This is a genomic window from Streptomyces tubercidicus, assembly GCF_027497495.1.
Classification (GTDB): domain Bacteria; phylum Actinomycetota; class Actinomycetes; order Streptomycetales; family Streptomycetaceae; genus Streptomyces; species Streptomyces tubercidicus.
This window is the reverse complement of sequence record NZ_CP114205.1, coordinates 1,142,536-1,156,132: the sequence shown is the minus strand read 5'-3', so window position 1 is coordinate 1,156,132 and position 13,597 is coordinate 1,142,536. Positions and strand designations below refer to the sequence as shown.

Annotated in this window: 10 protein-coding genes; 4 read left to right on the top strand and 6 right to left on the bottom strand. The window is 72.8% G+C overall.

All coding sequences use genetic code 11. The features are described 5' to 3' along the window. Positions 1–78: 78 nt before the first annotated feature. Positions 79–1,479, top strand: coding sequence for a glutamine synthetase family protein (locus STRTU_RS04860; protein ID WP_159742402.1), 1,401 nt, complete (start codon positions 79–81; stop codon positions 1,477–1,479). Positions 1,480–1,642: 163 nt separating this feature from the next. Next, positions 1,643–2,917 carry an MFS transporter gene (locus STRTU_RS04855; protein WP_246240123.1) on the top strand — a complete coding sequence of 425 codons (1,275 nt, stop codon included), beginning with the start codon at positions 1,643–1,645 and terminating at the stop codon, positions 2,915–2,917. A 215-nt stretch (positions 2,918–3,132) separates the two neighbouring features. Here the strand turns inward: STRTU_RS04855 and STRTU_RS04850 are convergent, their stop codons facing one another. Beyond that, positions 3,133–3,903 (bottom strand): L,D-transpeptidase family protein, encoded by a 771-nt coding sequence (locus STRTU_RS04850; protein WP_246241305.1) that lies wholly within the window; start codon positions 3,901–3,903, stop codon positions 3,133–3,135. 546 nt (positions 3,904–4,449) lie between these two features. Here STRTU_RS04850 and STRTU_RS04845 point away from each other — a divergent pair. Further along, positions 4,450–5,847: an NADP-dependent succinic semialdehyde dehydrogenase gene (locus STRTU_RS04845; protein WP_159742400.1), complete on the top strand. Its 1,398-nt coding sequence runs from the start codon at positions 4,450–4,452 to the stop codon at positions 5,845–5,847. 319 nt (positions 5,848–6,166) lie between these two features. Here the strand turns inward: STRTU_RS04845 and STRTU_RS04840 are convergent, their stop codons facing one another. Continuing rightward, positions 6,167–8,311, bottom strand: a complete 2,145-nt coding sequence (locus STRTU_RS04840; RefSeq protein ID WP_159742399.1) for a SpoIIE family protein phosphatase — start codon at positions 8,309–8,311, stop codon at positions 6,167–6,169. Positions 8,312–8,703: 392 nt separating this feature from the next. Here STRTU_RS04840 and STRTU_RS04835 point away from each other — a divergent pair, with 392 nt between their 5' ends. Then, complete coding sequence (locus tag STRTU_RS04835) at positions 8,704–9,135, top strand: DUF2000 domain-containing protein (RefSeq protein ID WP_159742398.1); 432 nt, start codon at positions 8,704–8,706, stop codon at positions 9,133–9,135. 58 nt (positions 9,136–9,193) lie between these two features. On the opposite strand, the gene STRTU_RS04830 is transcribed toward STRTU_RS04835, so the two are convergent. From STRTU_RS04830 to STRTU_RS04815, 4 genes are all read right to left on the bottom strand, one after another. Then, positions 9,194–10,417: a metallophosphoesterase gene (locus tag STRTU_RS04830; protein ID WP_159742397.1), complete on the bottom strand. Its 1,224-nt coding sequence runs from the start codon at positions 10,415–10,417 to the stop codon at positions 9,194–9,196. A gap of 180 nt (positions 10,418–10,597) precedes the next feature. After that, entirely contained in the window at positions 10,598–11,107 is a 510-nt protein-coding gene (locus STRTU_RS04825) for a DUF1990 family protein (protein WP_159742396.1), read from the bottom strand. Further along, a complete protein-coding gene (locus STRTU_RS04820; protein ID WP_159742395.1) occupies positions 11,095–11,874 on the bottom strand; it encodes a crotonase/enoyl-CoA hydratase family protein in 780 nt (259 codons plus the stop codon). The genes STRTU_RS04825 and STRTU_RS04820 overlap by 13 nt, the downstream gene beginning before the upstream one ends. Beyond that, a complete protein-coding gene (locus STRTU_RS04815; protein ID WP_159742394.1) occupies positions 11,874–13,562 on the bottom strand; it encodes an acyl-CoA dehydrogenase family protein in 1,689 nt (562 codons plus the stop codon). The genes STRTU_RS04820 and STRTU_RS04815 overlap by 1 nt, the downstream gene beginning before the upstream one ends. Between the last annotated feature and the right edge of the window lie 35 nt (positions 13,563–13,597).

Below are 13,597 nucleotides of genomic sequence, written 5' to 3'. Positions count from 1 at the left end.
GGCGCCGAGCCGGACCGGCACGGGCGATCAGCGGGCACGGGTGCCGAGGCATCGGCACGGTCGAGTGAGGACGGCTCTATGGGAACGCGGGCTGCGGAACAGCGCCAGGAGGCCCGCCAGTTGGCGGCGCGGCTGGAGGCGGAAGGCGTCCGGAACGTGGCGCTGACCTGGGTGGACAACGCAGGCGTCACCCGCGTCAAGACCGTTCCGGTGCAACGGCTCGCGGCCGCCGCGGAGCGCGGCATCGGGATGTCGCCCGTCTTCGACGTCTTCACTTCCGACGACACCATCACCGAATCCGAGCATCTCGGCGGGCCCGACGGTGACCTGCGGCTCTTCCCCGACCTGGAGCGCGTCACGGTACTCGCCGCACAGCCCGGCTGGGCCTGGGCGCCGGTCGACCGCTACGACCAGCTGCGGCGGCCGCACCCCGCCTGCCAGCGGCAGTTCGCCCGGCGGATGGTGGAGCGGGCCGCCGCGGCCGGGCTGGAGCTGCGGATGGGCTTCGAAACCGAATGGGTGGTCACCCGCGCCCCGGCCGGACACCACCCCGCCGACCCCGGACCGGACGAGCCGCTCGACTACCCCTGCGCCGGCCCCGCGTACGGCATGACCCGGGTCGTCGAACTCTCCGACTACCTGCGCGATGTCACCGAGGCGCTGGCCGTCCAGGGCGTCGACGTCCTCCAGCTCCACCCCGAGTACGCCCCCGGCCAGTTCGAGGTCACCACCGCCCCGGCCGACCCCGTCCGCGCCGCCGACGATGTGGTGCTGGTCCGCGAGACCGTCCGCGCCGTCTCCGCCCGGCACGGCCTGCGCGCCTCGTTCGCCCCGTCGTTCGTCGCCGGACAGGTCGGCAACGGCTGCCACCTGCACCTCGGCCTGTACCGCGACGGCGCGAGCCTGCACCGTGCCCCGGACGCCTCCTGGGGCCTGGCACCGGATGCGGCCGCCTTCCTGGGCGGCATCCTGAACGCGCTGCCCGCCCTGCTCGCCATCGGCTGCCCCTCGCCCGCCAGCTATCTGCGGCTGCAGCCCTCCCACTGGGCCGGTGTCTACCAGTGCTGGGGCGTGGAGAACCGGGAGGCGGCGCTGCGGCTGATCACCGGCGCGCCCGACGACCCGGACGGCGGCCATGCCGAGGTCAAGACCTTCGACGCCGCCGCCAATCCGTATCTCGCGGTCGGCGCGGTGCTCGCCGCCGGACTGCACGGCATCGAGACCGCGGCGCAACTGCCCGCACCGCACGTCGGCGACCCCGGCACCCTCGGCGTCCGCGAACGCGCCCGGCGCGGCATCGTACGACTGCCCGCCACCCTCACCGAGGCGGCCGACCGGCTGGAGAAGTCCGCCCCGCTGTACGAGGCGCTGGGCGAGGTGCTGCACGGCGCGGTGCTCGCGGTCCGGCGCGCCGAGGAGGCCCAGTTCGCCGACTGCGCGGCCGAGGAGATCGCCGCGGCTACTCGTTGGCGGTGGTGAGGGCGGGGCGGACGGGCGTCGGCCGGTCGTGCGCTCCGTTCGGTAACGAGGGTGCGCTCTCGGGCATAACGGGCCGTGCGCTCCGGGCGTAAGGGGCGGGTGGCCGGTGTGACTCTTCCCGCCCCGGCGCCCACAGGGTCCCCGTCACGTGCTTTACTGCCGCGTGCCCCCTACAACGACCTCCGAAAAGAGCGAAATACCGCTGCGCTCCCGGATATTCGCCGACCTGACCCCGCTGCGCACCTCCCCCGACTACCGCCGCCTCTGGTGTGGCAACACCATCTCCTGGATGGGCCAGCAGATGACCGCGCTCGCGGTCTCCCTCCAGGTCTATGCCATTACCCACTCCACCTTCGCGGTCGGCCTGGTGGGCCTGTGCTCACTGGTCCCGCTGGTCGTCTTCGGGCTGTACGGCGGCGCCATCGCCGACACCGTCGACCGCCGCAAACTGGGCCTCTACAGCGCCCTCGGCGCGACGGCGATGTCCCTGGCCCTGGCCGCCGCCGCGCTGGCCGGATACCACCGGGTCTGGCTGCTCTACACCGTCGTCGCCTGCCAGGCCGTCTGCTTCGCGATGAACTCACCGGCCCGCACCTCGATGATCCCCCGGCTGCTGCCCACCGAGCAGCTGCCGGCCGCCAACGCCCTCAACTCCCTGACCAGCAACCTCGGTCTGATGGGCGGGCCGATGCTGGGCGGGGTCATCGTGGGGCTGTGGGGCTATCAGACCGCGTATCTGATCGATGTGGTGGCCTTCAGCGGCTCGCTGTACGCGATGTGGCGGCTGCCGTCCATGCGGCCCGACCAGGGGGAGGGGCCGCGGCGCCGGGCCTCCGTACTGGACGGCCTGCGCTTTCTCGCCACCCGTCCGAATCTGCGGATGACGTTCTTCTCCGACATGGCGGCGATGGTGCTCGCCCAGCCGCGCGCACTGTTCCCGGCGGTGGCGGTGCTCTGGTTCGGCGGGGACGCCAAGACGGTCGGCCTGCTGGTCGCCGCGCCCGCGGTGGGCGCCGTACTGGGCGGGCTGTTCTCCGGCTGGCTCGGCGGGATCCGCCGGCACGGTCTGGCCATCCTGATCGCGGTGGCCGCCTGGGGCGCGGCCATCGCCTGCTTCGGGCTCTCCCGGCAGTTGTGGCTGGGGCTGTTCTTCCTGGCCGTGGCGGGCTGCGCGGACACCGTCTCGATGGTGTTCCGCAGCACCATGCTGCAGGCGGCGACGCCGGACGCGATGCGCGGCCGGCTCCAGGGCGTCTTCATCGTCGTGGTCGCCGGCGGCCCCCGCCTCGGCGACTTCCTCGCCGGCTCGGCGGCCGATCTGACCTCCCCGGCCACCGCGGTGATCGGCGGCGGCCTGGCCTGCATCCTGGTCGTCACCGCCCTCGGCCTCGGGCGGCGCGCCTTCGCCCGTTACGACGCCAGGGACCCACAGCCGTGAGGGTGGGGGCGTGTACGGGGCCACGGGCGCGAGGGCCGGGGGCGTAGTACGGGGCCACCCTCACGGTTGTGAGGGCTGGGGGCTTGCCGTGCCGCCGGTGGCTCCCCCCACCCCCGAACCCACCCCCCGCCCCCTCCCCCGAAGGGGGAGGAGGGGGAGGGGGCGGGGGAAGCGCTGTGGGGCCGCTGGGCGGGGAAGGCCCTGTGGGGCCGCTGTCAGTAGCGCGTGACCGCCGTCGGGCCCGACGTGGTGCCGATGGCGATGTGGGGGTGTGCGGACGGGCGGACCCAGGACAGGATCCGTGCCATCGTCCTGGCCGGTACGGAGACGCAGCCGGCCGTGGCGCCCTTTCCGTTGACGTGGAGGAAGATTCCGGCGCCGCGGCCGCGTACCGGTCGGTGGTAGTTGAAGCCGATGACCAGGGCGCGGCTGTACTGCGTCGGATAGCCGGCCAGGCGCTCGGACTCGTGGGCCGCGCAGTCCGGGGGCAGCGGTGCCACCCAGCGGTTGTAGGAGGTGGAGGCGTTGTCCTCGCACCACCAGGAGTCCGCGCCGACCCTGCGGTAGGGAGCTGTGGTGCCGGGCGGTGCCGACGCGGTCCCGAAAGCGAACGGCAGGTCGTACAGCCCGGTCGGGGTGGTTTTGGTGCCCTGCACCCGGCTGCGACCCTCGGCCAGGCCGCCGGCTCCGAAGCGGGCCGGTGCCGAACCCAGCTGTCGCCAGCGGCCGTTGTGCCGCTGCCACCAGTTCACGGTCCCCGTGGTGGCGCCGAGGGTGCGCGCACGGGCGGTGATGAGCTGGGTGCCGCCGCCGGTGTCGGCCATGGCGGCGGGGAGCGGGACGCCAGGGGCGGGGGAGGCGGCGGGAGGTGTGGCCGCCGAGCCGGGGGCGGCAGGCGCACCCAGCGCCACACCGACCGCTGACAGCAGCGCCACGGCCCCGTTCCTGAGCCGCGTTCCGAGCCTCACCCGCTGGGCCGTCGCCATTGCCATCGCCGTCGCCCTCGTCCTCGCCCTCGTCCCCGTCCTCATCCTCGTCCGCGTCATGGGCATGACCGCACCGTAGGGCGTGACCGGTGTGCCCGGCGCCGTCCGATCGGGTCATATACGCCGTGCGCCCTCGCCGCGCAACCCGTCCGCGCAATCCGCCGTGCGCCAAGGCCATGGACGGGCCAAACTCGGGTACGGGGGCTGATGTGCCACTAGCCGTCTCATTCTGGAGGCCCGCAGTGCAGCGGCAACCGTATACGTGCAGTGAGCGCACGCTCGACCGAGATCCGCAGCCCGCGCCGGAGCCGGGAGGACCGCCGCCGAACCCCGTCCCTGACCCGCTCCCCGGCCCGCCGGTCCCGCCCGCGCCACCCGAACCCATACCGCCGGAACCGTCGCCGATACCGCGTCCGCCCGGACCCGATCCCGACCCGGTCCCGGAGCCGTCCCCGGCTCCCTCGCCGCTCTCCTAGGAGCCGCCCGGACCATCGCCCTCGTATACCGCGGGTATCACGTCCCCGCACCACCAAGGAGGTGCTGATCATGGCCATCGCCACGGTCAACCCGGCCACCGGCGAGACCCTGAAGACCTTCGACGCGCTCAACGCGGGCGAGATCGAAGATCATCTGGTTCGGGCGGAGCAGGCCTTCCAGGAGCACCGCACCACGAGCTTCGCCCGCCGCAGGGAACTGCTTCTCGCGGCCGCCGATCTGCTCGACGCCGACCAGGACGGCATCGCCCGCACCATGACCACCGAGATGGGCAAACCGCTGGCCCAGGCGCGCGCGGAGGCCGCGAAGTGCGCCAAGACCATGCGCTGGTACGCCACCCACGCCGAGGAGCTGCTGGCCGACGAGCACCCCGACCACGCCGACGTCAGCGACTCGGGCGCGCGGCGCGCCGTGGTGCGCTACCGCCCCCTCGGCACCGTGCTCGCCGTGATGCCCTGGAACTTCCCGCTCTGGCAGGTCGTACGGTTCGCCGCACCCGCCCTGATGGCGGGCAACACCGGACTGCTCAAGCACGCCTCGAACGTCCCGCAGACCGCGCTCTACATCGAGGAACTCTTCCGCCGCGCCGGCTACCCCGAGGGCTGTTTCCAGACCTTGCTGATCGGCTCCGGCGCCGTCGAGGACATCCTTCGTGACCCGCGGATCGCCGCCGCGACGCTGACCGGCAGCGAACCGGCCGGCCGCGCGGTGGCAGCCATCGCGGGCGACGAGGTCAAGAAGACCGTCCTTGAACTCGGCGGCAGCGACCCGTTCCTCGTCCTCCCCACCGCCGACCTGGAGAAGGCGGCCCGCGTCGCCGTCACCGCGCGCGTCCAGAACAACGGGCAGTCGTGCATCGCGGCCAAGCGGTTCATCGTGCACGAGGACGTCTACGACGCGTTCGCCGAACGGTTCACCGGCCGTATGGCCGCGCTGACGATCGGCGATCCCATGGACGAGGACACCGAGGTCGGACCGCTCTCCAGTGAGCAGGGCCGCTCCGACCTGGAAGAGCTCGTCGATGACGCGGTCCACAAGGGAGCCACCGCACTGTGCGGCGGACAGCGTCCACCGCAGCACCGCGCGGGCTGGTTCTATGAGCCGACGGTGCTGTCCGGGATCACCCCCGACATGCGCATCCACCATGAGGAGGCGTTCGGTCCGGTCGCCACGCTCTACCGCGTCGCCGACCTCGACGAGGCGGTACGGGTCGCCAACGACACACCGTTCGGGCTCAGTTCCAACGCCTGGACCCGCGACCCCGACGAGCAGGAGCGGCTCGCCCGCGACCTGCAGGCCGGTGGGGTCTTCTTCAACGGGATGACCGCCTCCCACCCGGGCCTGCCGTTCGGCGGCGCCAAGCGCTCCGGCTACGGGCGTGAGCTCTCCGGGCACGGCATCCGGGAGTTCTGCAATATGACGACGCTTTGGTACGGGCCGGAGGACTGAGCACGGCCGCAGCGCGGCAAGGGAGTTGGACCCGGAGGCCGCGCGCCTGCCGGAGCGGTTTTCGCCGGGGACGTGAGCGGGTACGTTCCGGTTAGGCCGAGTCGGCCAACGGCCAGGTTGGTCGGCTCGGCCCCTTGTGGGACCGGGAGCGGGGTGTGGGACCGGGCGCAGGGCGATGCCGCACGTGCCTCTCGTCTCCGGCCGTCATCGAAACGCCGACCATCGAGACGCCGAGCACCGAAACGCCGAGCACCGAAACGCTGACGGCGCGCCAATTCCCCCGTACAGCAGGAGAGTCCAGGGGAAGTCCCGCAGAATTTCAGTGCGTGAGATCCGCCGTGTCCGGCACCTCGAACTCACACCACAGCGCCTTGCCCGCGCCCCGCGGCTCCGCGCCCCAGGTGTCGGCGAGGGCCTCGACCAGCAACAGCCCCCGGCCCGAGGTGGCGGTCTCGCCGGGACTGCGCCGTCGCGGCCACCGGCTGGAGCGGTCCTCGACCTCCAGCCGGATCCGGCGCGGGGTGCCGGGCAGCAGCTCCATGGAGACCAGGGCGCCGCTCTCGGTGTGCGTCAGCGCGTTGGCGATCAGCTCGGAGGCGGCGACCTCGATGTTGTGCATCACGGCGCCCGCCCGCCACTGGTCCAGTGTGCGGCGCACCGCGGAGCGGACCTCCGCGGTGCCCGAGGGGTCGGCCTGATGGACATGCAGCCGCAGCCGCGGGGTGGTGGCGCCCCCGGGACCGGGCAGCCGGTGCAGCAGCAGGAGGGCCATGTCGTCCTCCGAGCCGGGATCGGCCCACAGATGATCCGAGAGCCGGTCGGCGAGCGCCTCCAGATCGGTGGGCCCGGAGCGGACGGCCGCGGACAGTGCGTCGATCCCCGCGGAGATGTCCCGGCCGGGCTGTTCCACCAGTCCGTCGGTGCACAGCAGCAGCGTCGACCCCGGCTCCAGGAACAGCTGGGTCTCCGGGAAGTGGTCGTGCCCGAAGTGGGTGGCCAGGCCCAGCGGCAGTCCGCCGCGGACCTCGGGCCAGTCGATGTGCCGGGAGCTGTTGCTGATCAGCGGGCCGAGGTGGCCGGCCCGTGCGAGGTGCAGCGCGCCGGATTCCAGGTCGGCCTGGATGTACGTACACGTCGCGAAGCGCTCGGTGTCCAGCTCGGCCAGAAAGCGGGAGGCCCGTACCAGCACGGTCTCCGGGGAGTGCCCCTCGCTGGCGTAGGCGCGCAGCGCGATCCGCAGCTGGCCCATCACGGCGGCGGCATGGGTGTCGTGGCCCTGCACATCGCCCACCACCAGCCCGGTCCGCCCCTGGGGCAGCGTGATCACGTCGTACCAGTCGCCGCCGATGTCCCGCCCGACGCTCGCCGGGTGGTAGCGGACGGTGACCGCGCCGCCCGTGAGGGGCGGGAGCCGGCGCGGCAGCATCGTCGCCTGCAGCCCCGTCGCGAACTCCCGCTCCTGATCGAAGAGCGTGGCCCGCTGCACCGACTGCGCGACGACACCGGCGAGCGCCAGCGCGAGGTTCCTGGTCTCCGGCGACTGCACCGCCGGTTCGGCGTTGAACAGCCCCAGCGCACCGATGACGGTGTCCTGGGCGACCAGCGGGAGGAAGGCCGCGCTGCCCGTCGGCATGACGTCGGTGTACGGGCGCAGCCGCGGATAGCGGGCGATCAGCTCACCGCGGCTGCTGAGGAAGATGGACCGCCGGGAGCGCGCCGCCTCGGCCAGCGGCAGGGTGTCGTCCAGCCGTGAGGTCATCATGCCGTCGGGCACCTCGCCGGTCAGCCCGGCGGTGGCGATGATCTCGAACTCGTCGTTCTCGACCAGCCCCAGGACCAGGCCGTCCGCGCCGAACCGCCGCGCGCCGCCGGCCCCGGTGAGCACCCGGGTCACATCCCTGACGGACAGCGCACGGGCCAGTGCGGCGGTGGTCTGCTGCACCATCAGGGTCTGCCGTTGCCGCTCCTGCTGGAGCGAACGCAGCAGCGCGGAGTCCGCCAGCTCGCTGGTCGCCTCCCGGACGATGCCGATGACCCGGTACGGCTTGCCGTCCGCGTCGTGCAGAATCCGCCCCTGTGCGTGTGTCCAGCGCTGGGTCCCGTCGCGGCACTGGAGCCGGAAGTACGCGCCGTACGACGACTGGCCGTCCTCCAGGGCCTGCGTGAGCGCCTCGTCGAGCCGCAGCGCTTCCTCCGGCGGTACCCGGGTGACCAGGGACATCGGCGCGCCGTCGTATTCGTCCGGGCGGAGGTCGAAGACGTCCAGGGCACCGGCGTCCAGGTCCATGAAGCCGCGGTCGAGATCCCAGTCGAAGGTGCCCATCCGGTTGAGCGAGAGCCGTTCGCGCAGTCCGAGGGGCTCACGGTGCGAGACCCCGGCGGCGTCCTCCTTGACATGCCGCCACTCCCGGTCGGCGCGGGGGTCGTAGTCCTTGTCGGAGGGTTCCAGGGGCGGGCCGGTCATGGGGTGCCGTGCCTCGTGATCCCGCCGCGCGGGGGGTGCGGACCGGCTGCTCGCGGGCGGCGGCGCATCGGGACGGCAACCCGCGAGGCCGCGCCGAGCACACCTCGTGCCCTCGGTCGCGGGCCGTTGACCGGGGCCGATATCCACCGGAACGCGGCCATGCGAACACCCTAGGCGCGGGTCGTGGGCCCCGCATTTCCGGTGCCGCCGGACGGCCACCCGGCGGCGATCACCGGTCGGCACCGGACCGCCCGCCCGCCGCACCCCCGCGCTGGCCAGCGCGGATGCCGAGCGTCGGCAAGGATGCCGAGCGTCGGCAAGGACGTCAAGCACCGTCAACGACGCCAGGAACGTACAAGAAGGTGCCGCGGGGCGACCGGCAGTCTCGGAGCATGACGAACGAGAACACCCCGGTACGTTTCGATACCAAGATCGCCGTCCTCCTGCGCGAGGATCTGGAGACCTGGCAGCGGCTGAATGTCACCGCGTTCCTGGTCAGCGGCCTGGGATCGGAGCTCCCTGAGGTCATCGGCGAGCCGTACGCCGATGCCGACGGCACCCCTTATCTGCCCATGTTCCGCCAGCCCGTCCTGGTCTTCGAGGGGACGAAGGAGATGCTGACCGCCGCGCACGGCCGCGCCCTGTCCCGCTCGCTTCCCCGGTCGGTGTTCACCTCCGACCTCTTCTCCACCGGCAACGACCGGGACAACCGCGCGGCGGTGCGGGCGGTGTCGAAGGACGGGCTGGACCTGGTGGGCCTCGCCGTGTACGGCCCGCGCAACGCGGTCGACAAGGTGCTCAAGGGCGCGCGTATGCACCCCTGAGCACCGGCGGGCACCCCGGGAGCGGATACCTCGGGGGGTCCCGGGACGGCCGCTGCCGTCAGGCGTGGGTCCTTGCCGGGGCTGCCACCGGCCCGGTCTGGTGGGTGCGGTGGGCCAGGGTGGCCTTCCGGTTGGCCACATCGACGGTGTAGGCGTCGATGGTGAGCCGCGCGCCGGAGACCTTCAGCACCATGAAGCCGTGGTCGGAGAAGTTCTGCCAGGCCGCCGGGTGCCCGAAGTGTGCCGTGCCGTCCTCCGTCTTGGCCGATGCGCCGCACACCACCTGCCGGGTGCCGCCCGTACGGGCCGTCGGCTCCAGGATCTGCAGCGTGTGGTCGTGGCCGGACAGGATCAGATCGGCCCGTCCGCAGACCACCTTCTCGTACATGTCCTTGAGGTGGACACCGCTGGTGTAGTTGCCGATCTCGAAACCGTCATAGGAACCGGCGCTGCCGTGCTTGCCGTTGTTGAGGTACGGGTGGTGACCGATCACGATCTTCCAGCGGGCGCGCGAGGCACGCAGCGCGCCGTCCAGCCAGCTCCGCTGCTCGCGCATGTACGGCCCGTCCCAGCGGTAGTGCGGGTCGAGCTGGGCCACATACGACGACCAGGGGATGGTGTCGATGGCGAAGAACTCCACCAGCGGGTCGGCGGCGGGCAGCGGCACGCTGTAGTAGCGGCTCGGCATGTACCAGCGCCGTGAGGTGGCGGCATAGGCGACCTCGCGGTCACCGCGGGACGGGTCGCCGCCGCTGCCGGGGATCAGCCCCGAGCAGTCGTGGTTGCCCAGCACCATCAGCCAGGGCACATCGATGCCGCTGTTGGGCTTCTCGAACTTGTCCTGGAACTCCGAGTCGTCGTCGGACTCCGGCCCGTTCTCGTAAATATTGTCGCCGAGACCGACGGCCAGGCTGATCCCCTCCGCCTGGCACAGGTCCCGTGCCGCGGCCGCCACCGCGTACTGCGCCTCGTCCCCCGTCCCCGCGTCACCGGTGACCAGGACGGCGAACTCGCCCTTGCCATTGGGGTGTTCGGGGAACGGGAAGGCGCGCGGGCCCCCGAGGCGGGGCGCGGCGGACGCGGGCGACTGGCCCGGCGAAGGCAGCACCGTGAGCGCCGCACCGGCCATCGCGCCGCCCAGCAGGGTCCGCCGGTTCACCCACTGCGGAACGCGCCCCGTCGTCCGCATCGACGGCCCCTCGGCCGTCGCCTCCGACCCGGCCCGCAGCCACTCCCGCTCGGTCATGTCGGCCTGCGGCGGGATCAGTTCGTCATTGCACATGTCTGGTTTTGTTTCACGGTCGCCGGAGGTGTTGGTGACGAAAAGATGAAGCGGAGGTGGACGTATGGCGATCAGCCGTGGTGTTGCTACGCGTCAGTAACTACGCGTATTCCAGGGGGTTTCAGGGGGTGAACGGGCGTCGCTCCAGGAGGTGGCCCGAGTGGTTCCGTCGCGCGGAATTCACCGGCGGTTTGCCAGGCGGCGGAGGGTGCGGCCGAGATGGCGGACGTACTGGCGCTGGAAGACCGGGACCAGCGGGCCGGCGAGGCGGGTGAGCGTCCGGTCGGGGCGGCTGAAGGCGGTCACCGTGAACCGGACCGAGCCGTCCGCGCGCAGTTCGGCGACGAATGACTCCTCGCCGCACATGGGGTGCCCCTGCCGGGTCCCGTATCCGAACCCGATGCGGTTCTTCTCGGCCACCGTCCACACCACGGTGCACGGCGCCCGCAGCCGCAGCGGGCCGTATCCCAGCGAGACCTCGACCGCCACGCCCGGCGCGGCCCGTGGGGCGTCGGCGCGGATGCCGGTACCGGCCGCGCGGTGCATCCGGAAGGTGGTGATCGCTTCGCCCGCCGCGGTCAGCACCGCACGGCCGTGGCCGAGCGGCAGCTCCTCGTGGAGGTGGCGGTAGCCGGGCGGCAGCGGGGTACGCCGGGTGCCGCCCTCCTCGGGGTAGTTCAGTTCGCGCATGGCGTGCCCCCGTCCGGCCCGCCGTGCCGTCCCGCCCCCGCGGCGAACCGCGCCGCACCGGCTGCCGCCTCGGGCAGCACCGCTTGTCCGTAACGGAGCTCCGCGGCCATCGCCGACTCCTCGTCCCGGCCCTCCTGGTCCAGCAGGGAGGCCCGGTCGCTGCGCAGACACGCCTGTGGGAGGCGGGCGAGCTCCGCCGCCAGCAGCTCCGCCTCCGTGCGCGCCGTGCCGGCCGGCACCACACGGTGGACCAGGCCGATGTCCAGCGCCTCCGCGGCCTGGACCGGGCGCCCCGTCAGGACCAGGTCCATCGCCCGGCTCGCCCCGATCAGCCGCGGCAGCCGCACCGTACCGCCGTCGATCAGTGGCACTCCCCAGCGCCGGCAGAACACCCCGAACACCGCGTCCTGCTCCGCCACCCGGAGATCGCACCAGAGCGCCAGTTCCAGACCGCCGGCCACCGCATGCCCCGCGACCGCCGCGATCACCGGCTTGCCGAGCCGCATCCGGGTCGGCCCCATCGGCCCGTCCCCGTCCGGGGCCACGCGGTTGCCGCGCTCGGTGCCGATCGCCTTGAGATCGGCACCGGAGCAGAACGTCCCGCCCTCGCCCCACAACACCGCGACCCGCGCCTCGTCATCGGCATCGAACTCCCGGAAGGCGTCGGCGAGTTGCCGGGCGGTCGCCCCGTCCACGGCATTGCGGGAGGCGGGCCGGGACAGCACCACCGTCGTCACCGGCCCGGCGCGCTCCACCCGTACGGACATCAGGACGCGTTCCCGGCCGCAGCCGCAGCCGCAGTCGTAGCCGCATCCGCCGCCCCCGGCCGGGCCCGCTCCAGGATCGAGGTCAGATCGGTGCCGGCCGGCAGGGTGCCGAAGGCGTTGCCCCACTCCCCGTCGAGCCGCGAGGCGCAGAACGCGTCGGCGACCGCCGGGTGGCTGTAGCGCACCAGCAGTGAACCCTGGAGCACCAGCGCCATCCGCTCGGCCAGCGACCGGGCCCTCAGCTGCGCCTGCTCCGGATCGCCGAGCCCGCCGAGCATCTTGCGGACCCCGGCCACCGCCGCGTCCAGCCGCCGGTCGGCGCCCGCCGCGGTCTCCACCTCGGCGAAGAACGCGTCCAGCGCGGCCGGCTCCTTGCCCAGTGCCCGCAGGACGTCGAGCGCGGCGACGTTCCCCGAGCCCTCCCAGATGGACAGCAGCGGCGCCTCCCGGTAGAGCCGCGGCATACCGGAATCCTCGACATAGCCGTTGCCGCCCAGGCACTCCAGCGCCTCCGCCGCATGGCTGCTGCCGCGCTTGCACACCCAGTACTTGCCGGCCGCCAGCGCCAGCCGGCGCAGCGCCGCCTCCCCGGCGTCCCCGGCCTGCGAGCGGTCCACCGCCGTCGCCAGCCGCATCCCCAGCAGGGTCGCCGCCTCCGACTCGACCGCCAGATCGGCGAGCACCGAACGCATCAGCGGCTGCCGGTCCAGCTCCCGCCCGAAGGCCCGGCGGTGCGCGGTGTGGTGCAGCGCCTGCCGCAGCCCGGCCCGCATCCCGGCCGCCGAGCCGAGCACACAGTCCAGCCGGGTCATGTTCACCATCTCGACGATGGTCCGCACCCCGCGTCCCGGCTCGCCGACCGGCCAGGCCACCGCCTCGTCGTACTCGATCTCGGAGGACGCGTTGGAGCGGTTGCCCAGCTTGTCCTTGAGCCGCATCAGCCGCATCCCGTTGAGGCTGCCGTCCGGCAGCACCCGCGGCACCAGGAAGCAGCTCAGCCCCTCCGCGGTCTGCGCCAGCGCCAGGAACAGATCGCTCATCGGCGCCGAGGTGAACCACTTGTGGCCGGTGAGGCGATACGTGCCGTCGCCGGCCGGCACCGCGCGCGTGGTGTTGGCCCGTACGTCGGAGCCGCCCTGCTTCTCCGTCATCGACATGCCCGCGATCAGGCCCGACTTGGTCAGCGGCGCCCGCAGCCCGAAGTCGTAGCTGCGGGCGGCGAGCAGCGGCTCGTACCGCGCGGCGAGATCCGGAGCGGCACGCAGCGCGGGGACGGCGGCGTACGTCATCGAGATCGGGCAGCCGTGGCCCGCCTCGGCCTGTGACCAGACATAGAACTTCGCGGCGCGCACCAGATGCGCCCCGGGGCGGTCGTCGGCCCACGGCGCGGCGTGCAGCCCGTGCTCCACCGCGACGGTCATCAGCTGATGCCAGGCCGGATGGAAGGTGACCTCGTCGATGCGGTGCCCGAACCGGTCGTGGGTGTGCAGCCGCGGCGGCTGCTCCTCCGCCCAGCGGGCCTGGTCCTGCACCGCCGCGGAACCGGCCAGCGCCCCGAGCTCGGCCACCTCCGGCACGCCCCACTCGGCGCCGTCCCGGCGCAGCGCCTCCAGCAGGGCCGGTTCGTCCGCCGTACTGAACCCGGTCAGCGGCGGGGCCTGATTCACGACTTCATGGGTGACGGTCATAGCGTTGACGTTACAGAAACCGAACAGCCGTGGGA

Coding starts and splice junctions, on each gene's coding strand:
- STRTU_RS04860 (WP_159742402.1), top strand. CDS start 79: ATGGGAACGCGGGCTGCGGAACAGCGCCAGGAGGCCCGCCAGTTGGCG.
- STRTU_RS04850 (WP_246241305.1), bottom strand. CDS start 3,903: ATGGCGACGGCCCAGCGGGTGAGGCTCGGAACGCGGCTCAGGAACGGG.
- STRTU_RS04845 (WP_159742400.1), top strand. CDS start 4,450: ATGGCCATCGCCACGGTCAACCCGGCCACCGGCGAGACCCTGAAGACC.
- STRTU_RS04840 (WP_159742399.1), bottom strand. CDS start 8,311: ATGACCGGCCCGCCCCTGGAACCCTCCGACAAGGACTACGACCCCCGC.
- STRTU_RS04835 (WP_159742398.1), top strand. CDS start 8,704: ATGACGAACGAGAACACCCCGGTACGTTTCGATACCAAGATCGCCGTC.
- STRTU_RS04830 (WP_159742397.1), bottom strand. CDS start 10,417: ATGTGCAATGACGAACTGATCCCGCCGCAGGCCGACATGACCGAGCGG.
- STRTU_RS04825 (WP_159742396.1), bottom strand. CDS start 11,107: ATGCGCGAACTGAACTACCCCGAGGAGGGCGGCACCCGGCGTACCCCG.
- STRTU_RS04820 (WP_159742395.1), bottom strand. CDS start 11,874: ATGTCCGTACGGGTGGAGCGCGCCGGGCCGGTGACGACGGTGGTGCTG.
- STRTU_RS04815 (WP_159742394.1), bottom strand. CDS start 13,562: ATGACCGTCACCCATGAAGTCGTGAATCAGGCCCCGCCGCTGACCGGG.